Source organism: Nocardia sp. NPDC059236 (assembly GCF_042754085.1).
In the GTDB taxonomy this organism is placed as follows: Bacteria; Actinomycetota; Actinomycetes; order Mycobacteriales; family Mycobacteriaceae; genus Nocardia.
Genome location: NZ_JBHZAF010000007.1, coordinates 313201 through 331217, shown reverse-complemented (window position 1 = coordinate 331217; position 18017 = coordinate 313201). Strand labels below are relative to the sequence as shown.

Below are 18017 nucleotides of genomic sequence, written 5' to 3'. Positions count from 1 at the left end.
CGGGATGTCCCCGATGCCGATGTCCTCACAGACTCCACACAAACACGCCCGTCGAACAGCCCTCAATTGATGGGGGCGGACCGCCACCAATCCAGCAGCTGGTCGTCGGTGGCGAGGAAACCGGTGCTGTACATCAGGAAAGCGTGCTTGCCGTCCTGGGAGTGGAACTCCGTCACCAGGCGCGGACGCAGCAGGGCGCTGTCGCTGAGCTGGTAGTTCGTGTACAGGTTGCCGTGCACCTTGACGTCGGACCGGGAGAACCCCGACAGCGTGTTCAGGGCGTCCTCGGCATCGGCGGCCGACCGGTACATGACGAAGCGGTAGCTCGGGTGGCCGACACCGCCCGCACAGTTCCAGGCCACCGCCCAGTTGCCCAGGTCGGGATCGCCGGATCCGGTGTCGGGCGGGGGCGCGGAATGCTGGTAGGTCGAGCAGGCCGCGCCCTGGTAGCCGGTGCCGGAGTTCGAGTCGGCGTTCGGGTCGGACTGCGGCAGCATCTGCGGGAAGCGCTGGCTGAGCACCTGCGCGTCGGTGCCGGAATGCTCCGGGATACCGGCGGCGGGATCGGTGGTCTCGGTCGGGGTCGGCTCGTCGTCGGTGGTCGGCGTGGGCGCCTCGGAGGTGGTCGCCGGGGTGTGCGAGGTCCCACTCCGATCCAGCGCGGCCAGACACCCGCCGACCGCCACCAGCGGCAGCACCACGACGGCCGCCGCACCCAGCAGGCAGCCCCGCAGCTTCGAACGCTTCTTCCGCGGCGGTGCCGGACGCGGCGCGGGCGGGGCGGGCGCCGGCGCCTGGGCGGTGTAGCGCATGGTCGCGGGCGGCTGCTGTCCGGGAACGGGATTCGGATCGACACCGTACGGGGTCGTCGGCGCGGGACCGAATTGCCCTGGCGCCACCGGTGATCCGCCGGACTGCGCAACGAACGGCGAGTGCGCCACCACCGTGGCCCCGGCCGGATTCTCCAGCGCCTGCTGGGCCGCCGCGGCGAACTCGCCGCACGAATCGAACCGTCCCTCAGGGTGTTTGGCGAGCGCACGGGCCAGCACGGCGTCCAGCGCCTGCGGCAGGCCGGCCCGCAGCGTGCTGACCGGCGGCGGCGCCTGATTGAGGTGACCGTGGATGATGCCCACCGGATGCTCGGCGGCGAACGGCACATCCCCGGTCAGCAACCGGAACAGCGTGCAGGCCAGCGAATACTGATCCGAGCGCGGATCCAGCGGCTGACCCGAGAGCTGCTCCGGGGAGGCGTAGGTCAGCGTCGCGGTGAACGAGCCGGTCTGGGTCAGCTTGGTGGCGTCGTCGCGCAGGCGGGCAATGCCGAAGTCCGCCAGGAACACTCGCTCCTCGCCGTCCAGCCGTTCGAGCAGGATGTTGGCGGGCTTCACATCCCGGTGCAGCACGCCGCGGCGATGCGCGAAATCCAGGGCCCGCGCGGTCTCGGCGATGATCCGGATCGCCTGGCGCGGCGGCAGATTCGCGGCCTCCAGCTGGGACGCGTCGGGACCGTCGATGTAGCGCATGGCGATCCACGGCTGCGCGTCATCGATGCCGCGGTCGTAGACCGGCACGATATTGGGATGATCCAGCCGCGCGACGAGATCACCCTCACGCTCGAACCGCCGCCGGATCTCGATATCGCCGAACACGTCCCGGCTCAGCAGCTTCAGCGCGATCAGCCGGGGAAGACGGGGGTGCCGGGCCAGATACACCGACCCCATGCCGCCGCGGCCGAGTTCGCGTTCGATCTCGTAACCCGCGAACACTTCCCCAGCGCGCAGCACAAACTTCCCTTTCTGAATAAATCTGCCTCCGCTTCGCTGCGGCGGGTTCGCGGCCCTGAAGGTCTCGTTCTTCCCTCCTCCGCTCCTCCGCTTCGCTCCCCCGCTACGTCAGTCCAGAACGAGCGCTCCATCGACCTGTGCTTGGGCCGCGAACCAGATACTGCGCCGACCCTAGCCTGATCGAGCCGGGGTTTCGAATGCCGCAGCTCAGTTGATGGGGGCGTTCTTCCACCACTTCAGAACCGGATCGAGGCTGCCGGTGAGGCCGTCGGTGTACATGAGGTACTGGGCGCGGTTGTTGTCGCCGGTGAAGGCGGTCACCAGGCGCGGGTGGCTGTCGTCGGTGAGCTGGTAGTTGGTGTAGGTCTTGCCGCCGTTCGCGTCCTGCGACTTGGTGTCCGGGGTCAGACCGCTCAGGACGGTCTGCACGGTGGCGGCCGAGTCGTAGGCGAAGATGCGGTAGAAGGGGTCGTTGTTGTTGCTGCCGCCGTAGCAGCGCCACTGCACCTTCCAGTCGCCGAAGTCCGGGGTGCCGTCGGTGGCGTCGGAGGAGACCGGCGAGTCGGCCACCCAGCAGGTCGCGCCGTTGTAGCCCTTGCCGCCGGTCTTGACGGCGGGCAGCAGCTTCGGGAACTGCTTGGCCGCGACCGACCAGTCGATCTGCTGGGCTCCCCCGGGCGCCGCGCCCGCCGAGGTGTTCACCACACTGCCCGGCGCGCCACCGGCCTTGGTGCCGCCGGCCTTGCTGCCCGCCGCCGCGATCACCGCGACCACCACGATGAGCAGCACCACCACCGCCAGCACGATGCCGATGATGAGGCCGGTATTCGACTTCGCCGGCGCCGGCGGCCGATGCGCCCCCACCGGCGCGACCGGCGGACGCTGCGGCTGGCCCGGGCTCGGATAGGTGTAGGACGGCGGCTGGGTGTACTGATTGGTCCCGCGCCCGGTGTAGTTACCGGCGACCGGCTTGGGCGGGGCCGGATTGACCTGTGTCGGAGCCGGATACGGCACCGCCTGGGACGGCGGCGCTGTTTGCGGACGCGGGCCCGCGGTCGGCATGGGCGCACCGGTCATCGGCACACCCGTCGAGTACGAGCCTCCGGTCACCGGGTTGCCGGTCGGCATGGCACCACCCGTATACATGGGCATACCGGTCGGCATGGCACCCCCGGTCGGGGACGGCGCCACCGGGTTCGGCCCGCCGGTGTACGGCATCACCGGCATCGGCGGCGACGTGCGCTGCACCAGCGGAATGGCCGGCGCGCTCGGATTGGCCAGGGCGCGACGGGCGGCGGCCGCGAAGTCGCTGCAGCTGGGGAAGCGATCCTCGGGACGCTTGGCCATGGCCTTGGCGATCACCAGGTCCAGGCTCGGCGGCAGCCCGGCGCGCGCACTGCCCAGCGGCGGCGGCGGATTCTGCAGATGCCCCTGGATGACGGCCGCCGGATTGGTCGCCGAGAACGGACCGGACCCGGTGAACAGCCAGAACAGCGTGCAGGCCAGCGAGTACTGGTCGGAGCGGCCGTCCAGCGCGGAGCCGGTCAGCTGCTCGGGCGAGGCGTAGGCCAGGGTCGCGGTGAACGTCCCGGTCTGGGTGAGGTGACCGCTGTCGTCGCGCAGCCGCGCAATGCCGAAGTCGGTCAGGTACACCCGCTCGCCCTTACCGCCGGTGGAGCGGGCCAGCAGGATATTGGCGGGCTTCACATCCCGGTGCAGCACCTCGTTGCGGTGCGCGTAATCCAGGGCGTCGGCCATCTCGGCGACGATCTGCACGGCCCGCTCGGGCGGCAGCGTCTGCGGATTCACGCTGGCGGCGTCGATGCCGTCGATGTACTGCATGGAGATCCACAGCTGGCCGTCCTCGAGCCCGCGGTCGTAGACGGTGACAATATTGTGGTGGTCCAGTTGCGCGACCAGGTCGGCCTCGCGCTCGAAGCGGGCGCGGACCTCCTTGTCGAAGACCATCTCCCGATTCAGCAGCTTGAGCGCCGTCATCCGCGGCAGCCGCGGATGCTTGGCCAGGTACACCGAACCCATGCCACCCCGGCCGAGCTGCCGTTCGATGACATACCCAGCAAAAACGTCACCGTTGGACAGCATGACGATCTCCCACTTCCCATTCCACGTGCCGGGACCCACCAGCGCGCGAGGTACCACAGACGATCGGCGTGATCGTTCGGGCCGATCCGAAAACACCGAAACTGTAGCCGATTCGCGGCCTACCGAACTATCTACGCGCACCCCGCTAACGCAACACTCAACGTTTGCTTATCGCCCCTGGTGACCCCGTCTGCGCTGTCGGGGGTCGGGGATACGCTGGCCGCATGCGCATTGGAGCTCACGTCCGAATGGACAGCGACCCGATCGGCTTCGGCGAGAAGCTCGGGGCCGACGTCATCCAGATGTTCGTGGTGGATCCGCAGAGCTGGGACAAGCCCCAACCCCACCCGCGGGCCGAAGAGATCAAGGCCAGCGATATCGACCTGGTGGTGCACTCCTCCTATCAGATCAATGTGGCCAGCCTGAACAACCGGCTGCGCATGCCCTCGCGCAACGCGGTGGCGCAGCAGGCCAGGGCCGCCGCCGAGCTGGGCGCCTTCGGGCTGGTCGTGCACGGCGGCCACGTGCGCTCCGACGAGGAGATGGCCGAGGGATTCGTCAACTGGCGCAAGCTGTTCGAGCGGCAGCAGGACAAGGGCGGATTCGCGGTGCCCATCCTCATCGAGAACACGGCCGGCGGAAACCACGCCATGGCACGGTATTTCGACGACATCGGGCGGCTGTGGGACGCGGTCGGCGACTTCGGGGCCGGGTTCTGCCTCGACACCTGCCACGCCTGGGCGGGCGGTGAGGAGCTGGTCGGGATCGTGGAGCGGATCAAGGGGATCACCGGGCGCATCGACCTGGTGCACCTGAACTCCTCGCGGGACGCCTTCGATTCGGGCGCGGACCGGCACGCCAACTTCGCCGACGGAACCATCGACCCGCAATTGCTGGCCGAGGTGTGCCGCACCGCCGGAGCGCCGGTGATCCTGGAGACCCCCGCCGACGGTGTCGCCGACGACCTGGCCTATCTGCGCGAACACCTCGGGTAGTTCTCCGCGAACGCCTCGGGTAGCGCCGGGCGTTCGCTCACGAGCCTTTCGATCCGGCTGATCCTGAACCTGTTTCACCGGACGCCCCGATGGTGTGCTGGTCACGGCTCGAATCCGGGCCGGACTCCATCGGGCGAAAGGCATTGCATGTCCGTCGATTACGCAACATCCAACCTCACTGTCGTGCAGCTGGGCAGCAAGATCGGCGCGCGCATCGACGGCGTGCGACTGGGCGGCGATCTGGATTCGGTGGCCGTGCAGGCCATCCAGGACGCGCTGCACAAGCACAAGGTCATCTTCTTCCGGGGCCAGGAGCACCTGACCGAGGACGGGCAGTACGAGTTCGCGCAGCTGCTGGGCGCACCGACCACCCCGCACCCGACCGTCACCTCCAAGGGTGTCAAGACGCTGCCCATCGACTCCGAGTACGGCCGCGCCAACAGCTGGCACACCGATGTCACCTTCGTGGACCGGATTCCGAAGGCGTCCATCCTGCGCGCGGTGCACCTGCCGTCCTACGGCGGCTCCACCACCTGGGCCTCGACGGTGGCGGCCTACGACTCGCTGCCGGCGCCGCTGCAGGCCCTCGTCGAGAACCTGCGCGCCCGCCACACCAATGCCTACGACTACGCCGCCGACCGCACCGAGGTCGCGCGCGGCGAGAACGCTCAGGTGACGGCCAATATCAAGGCCTACCGCGAGGAATTCGAGTCCACCTACTACGAGACCGAGCACCCGGTGGTGCGCGTGCACCCCGTCACCGGCGAACGCGCGCTGCTGCTCGGGCATTTCGTGAAGAACTTCGTCGGCTTCTCCGCCGCCGAATCGCAGGCCTTGTTCCAGCTGCTGCAGAACCGTGTCACCCGGTTGGAGAACACCACCCGCTGGAACTGGCAGCTCGGCGACGTGGCGATCTGGGACAACCGCGCCACCCAGCACTACGCCATCGACGACTACGACGGCCAGCCCCGCCGCCTCACCCGCATCACGCTCGCCGGCGACGTCCCGGTCGGCGTGAACGGAGAAACCAGCACCATCATCACCGGTAACGCCGAGCACTACTCGATCATCGAGGAGGTCGCACCCGCCGCCGCCTGAATCCCGGCGCGGAACACCGCAATTCGGGCACGCGCGGGTGCCGCCACTCACCCCGCTGTCCTTGCGGACCGACACAACTCGATGCCGTCGATCACGATGTCCATGCGCCGTGATCGCCGGCCGGCCGGTGCGACGGGCACCACCTCTCTCGCCCGTCGCACCGGCTTCGCCGTTTTCGGGGTACGCCCATCGTGCAGACTATGGGCATGGAGATTCGGCCGCTCGACGGCGTTCGGGTTCTGGAACTGGGCAACTACGTGGCCGCGCCGACGGCCGGACGGATCCTCGGGGACTTCGGGGCCGAGGTGATCAAGGTGGAGCGGCCGAAAACCGGTGATGAGCTGCGGAATTGGCGGCTCTACGGCGGTGACACCTCGATGCTGTACCGGACGGTCAACCGGAACAAGAAGTCCATCACGCTGGATCTGCGCACCGAGGCCGGACGCAGGATCGTGCTGGATCTGATCGAACAGTGCGATGTGCTGCTGGAGAACTTCCGGCCCGGGATGCTCGAGAAGTGGGGGCTCGGGCCCGAGGTGCTCAACGAGGCCAATCCGAATCTGGTCATCACCCGCATCTCCGCGTACGGCCAGACCGGTCCGCTCGCGCAGCGGCCGGGCTTCGCGGCGGTGGCCGAGGCGGTCGGCGGGTTGCGCGAACTCGTGGGCGATCCGGATCGGCCGCCGGTGCGGGTCGGCGTGTCCATCGGCGATTCCATTGCCGGGATCTACGCCGCGTTCGGCACCGTGATGGCGCTGTTCCAGCGCGAGCGGGTGCAGCGGGTTCCCTTGGAGCAGCGCGTGATCGACGTGGCGCTCAACGAATCCATCCTGTCGGTCATGGAATCCCTGGTGCCCGACTATCTGGCCTACGGCATCAATCGCGAACGCGTCGGCGGGCGGATGGAGGGCATCGCGCCCAGCAATGCCTATCCGTGCAGCGACGGCACCAGCATCATCATCGGCGGCAACGGCGACGCCATCTTCCAGCGGTACATGCAGGTCATCGACCGTCCGGACCTCGCCGCCGATCCGGAGCTGCAGGACAATGCCGGACGCTGGCGTCACCGCGAGCGCCTCGACGCCTCGATCGCCGAGTGGACACGGGTGCGCACCCGCGAGGAGGCGCTGGGGGTGCTGGAGGCGGCCGCGATTCCGTGCGGGCCCATCTACACCGCCGCCGACATCGTCTCCGACGAGCAGTACCGGGCGCGCAATATGATCCAGCCCTTCCGGGTGGACGTGGGCGAGCCCGAGCCCAAGGAGGTCGGCTTCCCGGGCATCGTCCCGGTGATCGGCGGCCGATCGCTGCCCATCCGCAATGTCGGCCCGGACCTCGGTGAGCACACCCGCGAGGTGCTCACCGGCCTGCTCGGCCTGACCGACGCCGATATCGATGCCCTGGAGGCGAACTCATGACCCTGCGCGATGTCACGCTGCGCGACGGCCTGCAGCTCACCGGGAAGGTGCTGCCCACCGAGCGCAAGGTGCAGATCGCGCGGCAGCTGCTGGCGCTGGGCGTGCCCGAGCTGGAGATCGGATCCATGGCGCGCCCGGATCTGGTGCCGCCCATGGCCAATACGCTCGAGCTGGTCGCCCAGCTCACGCCCGCGGAACTGGAACGCTGCTGGGTCTGGGTGGCCACACCCCGGCACGTGGCGCGGGCCGCGGAGGCCGGCGTGCGCAATTTCCAGTACTGCTTCTCGGTGTCGGACGCGCACAACAAGGCCAATATCGGCCGCACCACCGAGGACAGCCTGGCCGCCATGCCGGAGGCGGTGCGGCTCGCGGCGGAGGCGGGCGGGCGCATTCAGCTCTGTCTGGCAACGGCTTTCACCTGCCCATTCGACGGGCCCGTGGATCCCGCGCGGGTCCTGGCCATCGCCACCGATCCGCGCACCGAGGGGTCGGCGGACATCGTGGTGGCCGATACCCTCGGCCAGGCGCATCCGGGTCAGGTCGGCGCGCTCATCGGGGCGGTGGCCGCGACCGGGGACTGGGGAACGCCGCAGCACCGCATCGTTTTTCACGGTCACGACACCTGGGGCATGGGCGTCGCGAATTCCCTGGCGGCCCTGGCCGCCGGCGCGGCCGTGGTGGACGGTTCGCTGGGTGGGCTGGGCGGCTGCCCGTTCGCGCCGGGCGCCTCCGGCAACACCTCGAGCGAGGATCTGCTGTTCGCTACCCGTCCGGAATGGTTTACCCCGTCCGTATTGTCGGATCTGGTAGGGATTTCCGAAGAGTTGCTGACGGAACTCGGTGAGCCCAACCGATCCCGGACGATTGAGGGCGCACGATCCGAAGCCGAAGCATTCGAATGGGTAATTGCCGCAAATGACTAATTCGCGGAAAATTAGCCAGCGTGCGTGTCGGCCCGAAGTTTGAGCAACACCAAACCCGCGGTGCAGGCGAGAATCAGTCCGGCGACGGTGATTTCGACGCGTAGCCCGGCAATGCCGAGTACCGCGCCGGTGAGCCCACCCAGGAAGATCAGCCAGGCGACGGCGCGGGCCAGGATTGCCGACCCCCGCAGCCCGGAGGCCGCAGGTTCTCCTGCACGCGCCGACGCGCGCAGCGGAGATGCCGAAAATGCACCCATCATCCACTCCTCGATGACGCCCGCCGGGTCTCGCGATTCTTCGGCGCGCCCCTCGGCAAATTTCGAGCGTCTCACGTGTAACTTTGGACACACATTACGGCTCTGCAACGGAAAGTCCATACGACACGTGCCCAAAACGCCCCGAGTTTACTAATTCGATATCTGAATCATGGCTGTTTGAGATATTTCCGAGGCCTACGGAATCGCCTGCGCTGTCCGGTTATCGAACCGGCCACCCGCCTGGCCCCGCCCCGCGGCCTCCGTTAGGGTGAGCCCACTCGACACGAATCAGGAGTGCCACCAATGGACGGCAGCAACGCCGGCGCGGACGAGCGCGGCCTCACCCCGCTGCGTCACCTGCCCAAGCCCGTGGCGGGTGCCGCCGCGGCGGTCGGCGTGGTGTCGGCCGGGCTCATTCTCCTGGGCGCCTGCGGCCTCGGGCACACCGACACCTACGTCGCGCCGCCGCCGCTGAACGCCGATCTGCAAGCAGCGCCGGTGACTTCGACGAACAGCAGCGCGAGCACCACGCCCGCCGTCGTCATCCCGCCGTCCCCCACCTGGCGGGTGGCCGCCGACCAGCCCTCCCGGCGCGCGCCGATCTCCACCGTCACCGGCACCCCGGACGACCCGGCCGCGGATCCGAATGCGAGCACCCGCTCCACCCCCTTGCACACCACCACGCGCCCGGCCACCACCGAAAGCCCGCGCGCCACAACCGAACTCCCGGTCACCACGGTCCCGCCGACCGCCCTCCCGACGACGGATCACCCGGCCTCGGACAACTCCGACGGGTAGATCGGTGGCCCAATCCGTCAGGGCGCGTTCGTCTTTGTAGATCTCCTGCCGCATGGTGCCGCCGACCCCGAGACCCACGGCGGTGGCCCGACCTTCGCACCCCTCGGCACCACCGACAGCAGGTGCGAGCACAAGCACGCCGAGATCCACTGTGCACCAGTGAATTCTGCGGCGGCCAAAGCGCCCCGGTCCGGGTGGAGCGGGGCGCGGCCTCGATGGTGCGGGTCAGAACTCCACGAGGGTGTAGTCGCCCACGCGGTCGGTGAGAACGCGCAGGTGTTCCAGGTCGCCACCCAGGGTGCGGGCGATGGCGGTGAGGCGGGCCACGTAGTGACTGACCGGGTATTCGGTCGTGATGCCGATACCGCCGTGCATCTGGATGGACTCCTGGCCGATGTGCCGGGCGGAGCGGCCGACCTGCATCCGGGCACGCGACGCCGCCACCCGGTCGGCGGAACCGTCGGCGACGGCGGCCGTGGCGTACAGGCTCATGCTGCGCGCAAGTTCCAGGGACACATACATATTGGCGGCACGCTGGGTCAGGGTCTGGAACTTGGACAGCGTGACGCCGAACTGCTTGCGCGTCCTCAGGTATTCGGCGGTCAGCCGCAGGGCCTCTTCCATCGCGCCGAGGGATTCGGCGCACAGGCTCGCCTGCGCCGCCACCTCCACCGCGTCCACCACCGACTGCGCGTCACCGCCGTCGCCGAGGAGTTCGGCTGCGGCGGAGGCGAATTCGAGCTGCGCACCGCGGCGCTCGTCGAAGGTGCGGTAGGGGGTGCCGGTGACGCCCTCGGCGTCGGCCGCGATCAGGAACAGGCCGATGCCGCCGCCGGGAAGGGCGGCGCTGACCACCAGCTGATCGGCGCAGTCACCGTGCGGGACGGGGTTCTTGACGCCGGTGATCCGATAGCCGTCACCGTCGCGGACCGCGGTGGTGGCCAGTTCGGTTGCGGGCCACCGGGTGCCGGGCTCCTGGTGCGCGAAGGCCAGCAGGGTCTCGCCGCCGACGAGTGCGGGCAGCACACGCTGCCGCTGGTCGGCGGTGCCGGCGCGGGCCACCAGCCCGCCCGGTACGAGCACGGCGTCGAGGAAGGGTTCGGGCGCATTGCGGCGGCCGATCTCCTCCATGACCACCATGGTCTCGACCGGCCCGGCGCCCACACCGCCGTCCTCCTCGTCGAAAGCCAGTCCGAGGACGCCCAATTCGGCGAGCTGCCGCCAGACGTCGCGGTTCCAGCCGAGGTCGGTGTCGGTGACCTTCAGGCGGGTCTCCGGGTCGTAGGCGCGGCCCAGCAGATCCCGGACCGTGTCCCGCAGCATGACCTGTTCATCGGTGAGTTCGAAATCCATGGCGGCGGCTCACAATCCGAGAATGGTGGAGGCGATGATGGTGCGCTGCACCTCACTGGAGCCTCCGTAGATGGTGGTCTTGCGGAAGTTGAGATAGCCGGGACCGCTGCGCTGCGCCCAGCCGGGCGAGGCGATGTCCCCGGCGTTCACCGGCAGCGCGTCCGGCCCGGCGACGTCCAGCAGCAGCTCGGTGGCGGCCTGCTGCAGCTCCGAACCGCGCAGCTTCAGCACCGAGGAGGCCGGATTCGGCTTGCCGTCATTGGAATTGGAGACCACGCGCATGAGCGTGAGCTCCAGCGCCAGCAGCTCGTTCTCGATCTCGGCCACGCGAGCGGCGAACGCCGGATCCTCGAGCAGCGTGCCGCTGCCCGAACGGATCTGCGCCGCATACTCTTTCGCGACGCCCAGCTTCACCTTGGTGCGGCCCACACCGGTGATGCCGGTGCGCTCGTTGCCCAGCAGGAACTTGGCGTAGGTCCAGCCCATGTTCTCCTCGCCGACCAGCTGATCGGCGGGCACCCGGACGTTCTCGAAGAAGACCTCGTTGACCTCGTGGTGGCCGTCGATGAGCTTGATCGGCCGGATGGTCACGCCGGGGCTCTTGACGTCGAAGAGCAGCATCGAGATACCGGCCTGCTTCTTGACGGTCGGGTCGGTGCGCACCAGGCAGAAGATCCAGTCGGCGTACTGGGCCAGGGTGGTCCAGATCTTCTGGCCGTTGACGATGTAGGAGTCGCCGTCGCGCACCGCGGTGGTGCGCACCGCCGCCAGGTCCGAGCCCGCGTCGGGCTCGGAAAAGCCCTGGCACCACCAGATGTCGAGATTGGCGGTGGCCGGCAGAAAGCGCTGCTTGAGCTCCTCGGAGCCGAACTGGGCGATGACCGGGCCGATCATCTGGGCGTTGAAGGTGAGCGGCTCCGGCACCGAGGCCAGCTGCATCTCGTCCTCCCAGATGTGCAGCTGCATGGGCGACCAGTCGCGGCCGCCCCACTGCACCGGCCACTTGGGCACGGCCAGGCCGTTCTCGTTGAGGATGCGGTGGGTGGTGACGATGTCATCGCGAGAGAGCTCGTGACCGTACTTCATGCGGTCACGGATCTCCGCCGGGATCTTGGTCCGGTAGACCTCGCGCAGGTCGTCCCGGAATTTCACCTCATCGGGTGATAGGGCCAGCTTCATTGCTTCTCCCGAGCGTCGCTGTGATGTCGTCATCAAACTTACCCCCCGGTAATGGTCTGATTGTCACCCGGATCACACCGACCGGACGGCCCGGGGTGCTCGGCTCGCAGCGACTCGACATACCGGCTCTCACGCTGAGCTGGTAGGTTGCCCAGGAATCCGATACCCGTATTCCGGGACGTCGGGCTGTTGTGGCTCGGCGAGAATATCGACGCAGGAGCAGCACGAGTGAACGGTTGGACTCTGTCCCGGCGCGCCCTGGCGGTCGCCGCCCTCACGGCCGCGGCCACCGTCGGCGCGACCAGCGCGGCCACCGCCGACCAGCCGAAGACGCCCGTCGAGACCGGCATCGACCAGCTCACCCAGGCCGTCGGCGACAATGCCGACGGCCGGGCCGCGGTCGCCGACATCGCCCGATCGGCCCAGCTGATCGCCGCCGCGAAGCTGGAAAACGTTCAGTTCACGCCGTTCTCGTACCTGGCGCCCACCCTCGGCTGCGGCTTCAACATGCCGTTCAGCCTGACCTCGGCGGTGGCCGTCACCGGCGTCACCGGTCCCAACGCCTCGGTGTCGCTGCCGCCCGGCAATGTCAGCTTCCAGGTCATGGCGCAGCAGAACGGTTTTCCGACCGCCTCCGGCCTGAGCGTGGCCTGGCTCAATGTGAACAACGGCCGCAGCGGCATCACCGCCCTCGACGACCAGACCGAGTACAACCTGCCCTCGCTGTCGAAGACCGTCGACGCCGGCGCGGGCACCGTCGTCGCCTCGCTGTGGGGCACCATCGACTACCCGGGCGCGCGCTGCGTGGTGCTGCCGACCGTCGGCCTGTTCACCGTGTCCGACACCCCGCCCGCCCAGCCCGCGGTCCCCGCCACCCCGGACGCCTCGGCCCCGGCCACCTCGGCCACGCCGCCGACCCCGGCGGCTCCGGCACAGGCCCCCGACGCCGCCCCCGCCGCGGGCGCGCTCGGAACCAACTGACCCACGGCAACGCCGCACCCTCGAAAACGCAACGCCCGCATCCCTTCCGGATGCGGGCGTTGATCGTTTCGAGCGGCAGGCTCAGAACCGCGGCTTGCGCCGGGCCTCCGGGCGCTTGCCCTCGCGGCGCGGGGCGCGGCTCATGGAGCGCCCTCCGGGCGGGCCCTGGTCCAGCTGGAGATCGATGAGCTGACCACTGATCCGGGTACGGCTCAAAGCATTCAGGGTTTCCTTGGACAGATCGGCCGGCAGCTCCACCAGCGAGTGGTCAGGACGGATGCTGATGTGGCCGAAGTCGCTGCGGCGCAGGCCACCCTCATTGGCGATGGCACCCACGATCGCGCCGGGGGCGACCTTGTGGCGCTTGCCGACCGAGATGCGATAGGTGACAAGCTCCGCGCCGGTCGCGCGATGCCGGGACGGGCCACTCGGCTCGCGACGCTCGCGGGGACCGCGTTCGCGGTCGTCGAAGGAACGCGGGGCGCGTTCGCGGCGCTCGCGCGCCGTCGGCTCCGGATCGGGCTCCATGAAGAAGTTGTCGCCGTCGTGGCCGCCCACCGCCAGCGCTGCGGCGATATCCACCAGCGGGATATTGTGCTCGCGCTCGTAGTCCTCGATCAGCTTGCGGAACAACGGCAGATTGACCGAGGTCAGATTCTCGGTGATGGTGTCGCCGAACTTCTGCACGCGCTGGGCGTTCACGTCCTCGACGCTGGGCAGCTGCATCTCGGTGACCTGCTGGCGGGTGGCGCGCTCGATGGCGTCGAGCAGCCGGCGCTCGCGCGGGGCCACGAACAGCAGCGCGTCACCGGAGCGGCCCGCGCGGCCGGTGCGGCCGATGCGGTGCACGTAGGACTCGGTGTCGTGCGGGATGTCGTAGTTGACGACGTGCGAGATGCGTTCCACGTCCAGGCCGCGCGCGGCCACGTCGGTGGCGACCAGGATGTCGAGCACACCGGACTTGAGCTGGCCGATGGTGCGCTCACGCTGTGCCTGCGCGATGTCGCCGTTGATGGCGGCCGCGGAATACCCACGCGCGCGCAGCTTTTCGGCCAGCTCCTCGGTGGCCTGCTTGGTGCGCACGAAAATGATCATGGCCTCGAAGGATTCGACCTCGAGGATGCGGGTCAGCGCGTCCAGCTTGCGCTGATACGACACCAGCACCCAGCGCTGGGTGATATTGGTGTTCGTCGACGTCTTGGTCTTGACGGTGATCTCGGTCGGGTTCTTCAGGTACTGCTTGGAGATCTTGCGGATGGCCGACGGCATGGTCGCGGAGAACAGCGCGACCTGCTTCTCGTCGGGCGTGTCGGCGAGGATGCGCTCGACATCGTCCTGGAAGCCCATCTTGAGCATCTCGTCGGCCTCGTCGAGCACCAGGTACTGCAGCTGCGACAGGTCCAGGGTGCCGCGCTCGAGGTGGTCGATGACGCGGCCCGGCGTACCGACGACCACCTGCGCACCGCGCTTCAGACCGGACAGCTGCACCGCGTAGTTCTGACCGCCGTAGATCGGCAGCACATGCAGGCCGGGCATGTGCACCGCGTAGCGGCCGAACGCCTCGGCGACCTGGATGGCCAGCTCCCGGGTCGGGGCCAGCACCAGCGCCTTCGGGGCCTTGCCGGTCATCTCGATGCCCATGAGGATCGGGATGGCGAAGGCCGCGGTCTTGCCGGTACCGGTCTGGGCCAGGCCCACCACGTCCGCGCCGTCGAGCAACGGCGGAATCGTCGCCGCCTGGATGGGCGACGGCGATTCGTAGCCGACATCGGCGATGGCCCGCAGAATGCGGTCATCGATACCCAAATCAGCGAAGGACGGGCCGGAAACGTCCCTCTCGTCGTCAGTGGGAACGCTGTCGGCCGGTGAGGTACTCATTGCCACGGATTTTACTGCCTGCTAGCTGCGGGCTTGACCATCGGGTGAATACCCTGGGAGTCGTGCAACCGGACAACCCGCCCGCGCCCGCCGCCCCGACGCCCTCGAGTTCCGTGTCCGGACTCGGAAATCCCGAACCCGCTCCCGCTCGCAACTACGTCACCGGGACCCTGGCCACCGCCGATGCGGGCAGCTCGGGAGCAGTGGTGACGGCCGTGCACGAAACGGCCGGCGCGGCCGAGCGGCCCGCCGGGACCGAACCGGCCGGGTCGGTGGACGTGGCGGTGGTGCAGTTCGATCCGTACACCGACACCGTGGCCAATCTCACCGCCCTGCGCGCGGAGGTCAGGGCCGCCAGCGAACTCGGAGCGAAGGTGGTGGTGGCGCCCGAGTATTCGATGTTCGCCACCAAGCGCCTCGACGATCGGGTGCTGGCCGCCGCGGAACCGCTCACCGGACCGTTCGTCACCGGATTGCGCGGTATCGCAGCCGAATTCGGGGTGCACGTGGTCGCGGGCGTGGTCGAGTCCGGGGGCCCGGACCAGCCCGCCGGGCACGTCTACAACACCCTGGTCGCCGCCTCCCCCGACGCCGAATTCGCGGCCGTCTACCGGAAGGTGCACCTGTACGACGCTTTCGGATCGCGCGAATCCGATCTGCTCATCCCCGGCCCCTTGGACCAGTCCCCGGCCTTCACCGTGGACGGCGTGGTGTTCGGGCTGCAGACCTGCTTCGATCTGCGCTTCCCCGAAGGCGTTCGCCGGCTGGCCGCCGCGGGCGCGCACGTCCTGCTGCTGCCCGCGCAGTGGATTCCCGGTCCCGGCAAGGTCGATCAGTGGACCACGCTGCTGCGCGCCCGGGCCATCGAGAACACAATGTACGTCGCCGCCGCCGACCAGGCCGCCCCGCGCGGGTCCGGCGCCTCCATGATCGTCTCCCCCACCGGCGCGATGCTGGCCGAACTCGGCGACCAGCCGGGCATCGCCACCGCCCACATCGACCTGCACCACCTCGCCGCGGTCCGCACCACGAATCCGAGCCTGGCATTACGCCGCTACACAATCCGCGGAGAGTAGAGCCACCCACGGGTTCGCGGCCGTCTCGATTCTGGACTGCGGCTTGATAGACCTCCGCCTTGGAGCGACGGAGCGAAGCGGAGGCGCGTAGGGAGGGAAGAATCGAGACCTCAGGGCCGCGAACCCTGCCCCGGAGCGAAGCGGAGGGGCAAAATGGACAGAGCGATGATCTATCCGGATCGGGCGGCCGCCGGACGCGCGCTGGGTGGGGTGCTGGGGCACCTGCGCGCGGCGGATCCGCTGGTGCTGGGGCTGCCCCGGGGCGGGGTGCCGGTGGCCGTGGCGGTGCGCGATGTGATCGGCGGCGACCTCGATGTGCTGCTGGTGCGCAAGCTCGGGGTGCCGTGGCAGCCGGAACTGGCCATGGGGGCCATCGGGGAGGACGACGTCCGGGTGCTGAACTACGACGTGGTGCGGCATACCGGGGTGACGCCCGATCAGCTGGCGGACATCGAGATCGTCGAGCGGGCCGAGCTGGAGCGCCGCCGCGGGATACTGCGGGCCGGGCCGCCGATCGACCTGAAGGACCGGACCGTGGTGATCGTGGACGACGGCATGGCGACCGGCGCGACCGTCGCCGCCGCCTGTGAGATCGCCGGGCTGCACGAGCCGCGCCGGGTGGTGGTGGCGGTGCCGGTGTCCTCGGTCGAAGCGCTGCACCGGATCCGGGAGATCGCCGACGAGGTGGTGTGCCCGCTGGTGCCGCGCGCCCTCGGCGGAGTGGGCGGGGCCTACCGGGACTTCCATCAGCTCACCGATGCGGAAGTGGTGAAGCTGTTGCGCCCCACCGCTTCCCGGGATGCGGATCAGTGAATCTCGGTGATGCCCGTGCGGTGTCGCTGCGCGAGGTCGGCGTAGAAGCTCGGATTGGTCTTGACCCACAGTTCGGCCGGGGTGCCCGCGAGCGGTTTCTTGACCTGAGCGGGTGAGCCGGCGGCCAGCACGCCGTCGGGAATCTCCTGCCCCGGGCCGACCAGCGAGTGCGCGGCGATCATGACGCCGCTGCCGATCTTGGCCATGTCCAGGACCGTACTGCCGTTGCCCACAATCGATTCCGCGCCCAGCGTCGCGCCGTGGAACACCACCGAATGCGCGATCGTCGAACCCGCGCCGATCTCCACGGTGACGTCCTGCGGCACGTGGATCACGGCGTTGTCCTGCACGTTCGCGCGTTCCCGAATGATGATGGGCGCCAGGTCCGCACGCAGCACCGCGCCGTACCAGACCGAGGCGCCCGCCTCGACGCGCACATCGCCGATCAGGGTCGCGGTGGGCGCGATGAACGCGGTCGGATCGACCGTCGGGCGCTTGCCTTCGAATTCGTAGAGGGGCACGCCCTCACCGTAATCCTCAGGACCGGCGCGAATCCCTCAGACCAGCGAGCGGGCGTGCACGAATTCGACGATCTCCGCGGTGACCTCGGCGTGCGCGGGCTCGTGCAGCAGGTCGTGGCCGGCATTGGGGTAGGTGTGGAAACGCGCGCCGACCTGGGCCGACCACTCCCGCACCGGTTCCACCGGCGCCCGGCGATCGTCCGCGCCGTGCACGATCAGCACCGGCAGGCCCTCGGGCAGCCGCGGTCCCGGCCAGTCCGACTCGTGCTCGGTCGCCAGTGCGGCGCGCGAGCGGGAACCGCCCTGGGCGCGAGCACGATTCGCGGGTTCGGCGCCGCGGGCGGACTTCGGGGACCTGCCCTCCAGCACCGCCTTGGGCGTCCCGCACAGCACCAGTCCGGCGAAGTCGCCCGGCTGCGCGTCGCGCAGTACGGCCAGCGTGGTGGCCGCGCCCAGGGAGTGACCCATCAGGAACGGGGTGGAAGTCGCGTGTGCGTGCACCTGGTCCAGGAACAGCCGGGCGTCGGCGGCCAGCTCGTGGATGGTGCCCGGCCTTTCGGGATCTCCTTCGCTGAGTCCGTGCCCGGAGGTGTCCAGGGCCCAGAGTTCGATGCCGCGGGCGGCCAGCGCCCGGGCGAATCGGTGGTAGTGCGCGCTGTGCTGGCCGATTCCGGGTAAGAACGCCATGACCGCCTGTGCATCATCGAGCTGCCATCGGCGGTAGTGAAGGCGGCCGCGAGCGCCCGCTAGGTAGAGCATCGGCAGATTGTGACAGACGCGTTCGGGTTGCGGGGCCGCTCGAAACAAGCGACTGGCGAGTAACGAGCGAACCTGCCGGAC

Annotated in this window: 16 protein-coding genes; 8 read left to right on the top strand and 8 right to left on the bottom strand. The window is 69.1% G+C overall.

Going from position 1 to position 18017, the window contains the following annotated elements; translation table 11 throughout:
• Positions 1-62: 62 nt before the first annotated feature.
• Complete coding sequence (locus tag ACFXIV_RS20855) at positions 63-1784, bottom strand: serine/threonine-protein kinase (protein WP_379394164.1); 1722 nt, start codon at positions 1782-1784, stop codon at positions 63-65.
• A 207-nt stretch (positions 1785-1991) separates the two neighbouring features.
• Positions 1992-3887, bottom strand: a complete 1896-nt coding sequence (locus ACFXIV_RS20850) for a serine/threonine protein kinase (protein WP_379394162.1) — start codon at positions 3885-3887, stop codon at positions 1992-1994.
• A 224-nt stretch (positions 3888-4111) separates the two neighbouring features.
• Between ACFXIV_RS20850 and ACFXIV_RS20845 the strand changes: the two genes are divergently transcribed.
• The 4 genes from ACFXIV_RS20845 to ACFXIV_RS20830 all read left to right on the top strand — a co-directional run bounded on the left by ACFXIV_RS20845 (position 4112) and on the right by ACFXIV_RS20830 (position 8321).
• The gene (locus ACFXIV_RS20845; protein WP_364607337.1) at positions 4112-4882 is read left to right on the top strand and encodes a deoxyribonuclease IV; all 771 of its coding nucleotides are present in this window, start codon (positions 4112-4114) and stop codon (positions 4880-4882) included.
• 147 nt (positions 4883-5029) lie between these two features.
• Complete coding sequence (locus ACFXIV_RS20840) at positions 5030-5980, top strand: TauD/TfdA dioxygenase family protein (protein WP_379394159.1); 951 nt, start codon at positions 5030-5032, stop codon at positions 5978-5980.
• Positions 5981-6186: 206 nt separating this feature from the next.
• The gene (locus ACFXIV_RS20835; protein WP_379394157.1) at positions 6187-7398 is read left to right on the top strand and encodes a CaiB/BaiF CoA transferase family protein; all 1212 of its coding nucleotides are present in this window, start codon (positions 6187-6189) and stop codon (positions 7396-7398) included.
• The gene (locus tag ACFXIV_RS20830; protein WP_379394155.1) at positions 7395-8321 is read left to right on the top strand and encodes a hydroxymethylglutaryl-CoA lyase; all 927 of its coding nucleotides are present in this window, start codon (positions 7395-7397) and stop codon (positions 8319-8321) included. The genes ACFXIV_RS20835 and ACFXIV_RS20830 overlap by 4 nt, the downstream gene beginning before the upstream one ends.
• A gap of 11 nt (positions 8322-8332) precedes the next feature.
• Here ACFXIV_RS20830 and ACFXIV_RS20825 read toward each other — a convergent pair whose 3' ends face one another.
• Complete coding sequence (locus ACFXIV_RS20825; protein WP_379394153.1) at positions 8333-8578, bottom strand: hypothetical protein; 246 nt, start codon at positions 8576-8578, stop codon at positions 8333-8335.
• A 303-nt stretch (positions 8579-8881) separates the two neighbouring features.
• On the opposite strand from ACFXIV_RS20825, the gene ACFXIV_RS20820 reads away from it, so the two are divergent.
• Positions 8882-9376 (top strand): hypothetical protein, encoded by a 495-nt coding sequence (locus tag ACFXIV_RS20820; protein ID WP_379394151.1) that lies wholly within the window; start codon positions 8882-8884, stop codon positions 9374-9376.
• Between the two features lie 225 nt (positions 9377-9601).
• On the opposite strand, the gene ACFXIV_RS20815 is transcribed toward ACFXIV_RS20820, so the two are convergent.
• Both ACFXIV_RS20815 and ACFXIV_RS20810 read right to left on the bottom strand, forming a co-directional pair.
• On the bottom strand, positions 9602-10729 hold the full coding sequence (locus tag ACFXIV_RS20815) for an acyl-CoA dehydrogenase family protein (protein WP_379394149.1): 1128 nt from the start codon (positions 10727-10729) through the stop codon (positions 9602-9604).
• Positions 10730-10738: 9 nt separating this feature from the next.
• Complete coding sequence (locus tag ACFXIV_RS20810) at positions 10739-11908, bottom strand: acyl-CoA dehydrogenase family protein (protein WP_379394147.1); 1170 nt, start codon at positions 11906-11908, stop codon at positions 10739-10741.
• A 228-nt stretch (positions 11909-12136) separates the two neighbouring features.
• On the opposite strand from ACFXIV_RS20810, the gene ACFXIV_RS20805 reads away from it, so the two are divergent.
• Positions 12137-12889, top strand: a complete 753-nt coding sequence (locus tag ACFXIV_RS20805; protein ID WP_379394145.1) for a hypothetical protein — start codon at positions 12137-12139, stop codon at positions 12887-12889.
• An 81-nt stretch (positions 12890-12970) separates the two neighbouring features.
• On the opposite strand, the gene ACFXIV_RS20800 is transcribed toward ACFXIV_RS20805, so the two are convergent.
• Positions 12971-14767, bottom strand: coding sequence for a DEAD/DEAH box helicase (locus tag ACFXIV_RS20800; protein ID WP_379394143.1), 1797 nt, complete (start codon positions 14765-14767; stop codon positions 12971-12973).
• 215 nt (positions 14768-14982) lie between these two features.
• On the opposite strand from ACFXIV_RS20800, the gene ACFXIV_RS20795 reads away from it, so the two are divergent.
• The gene (locus tag ACFXIV_RS20795) at positions 14983-15843 is read left to right on the top strand and encodes a carbon-nitrogen hydrolase family protein (RefSeq protein ID WP_379394358.1); all 861 of its coding nucleotides are present in this window, start codon (positions 14983-14985) and stop codon (positions 15841-15843) included.
• 165 nt (positions 15844-16008) lie between these two features.
• Positions 16009-16656 carry a phosphoribosyltransferase gene (locus ACFXIV_RS20790; protein ID WP_379394356.1) on the top strand — a complete coding sequence of 216 codons (648 nt, stop codon included), beginning with the start codon at positions 16009-16011 and terminating at the stop codon, positions 16654-16656.
• On the opposite strand, the gene ACFXIV_RS20785 is transcribed toward ACFXIV_RS20790, so the two are convergent.
• Positions 16650-17177, bottom strand: a complete 528-nt coding sequence (locus ACFXIV_RS20785; protein WP_379394141.1) for a gamma carbonic anhydrase family protein — start codon at positions 17175-17177, stop codon at positions 16650-16652. The genes ACFXIV_RS20790 and ACFXIV_RS20785 overlap by 7 nt on opposite strands.
• 36 nt (positions 17178-17213) lie before the next feature.
• The gene (locus ACFXIV_RS20780; protein ID WP_379394139.1) at positions 17214-17936 is read right to left on the bottom strand and encodes an alpha/beta hydrolase; all 723 of its coding nucleotides are present in this window, start codon (positions 17934-17936) and stop codon (positions 17214-17216) included.
• Between the last annotated feature and the right edge of the window lie 81 nt (positions 17937-18017).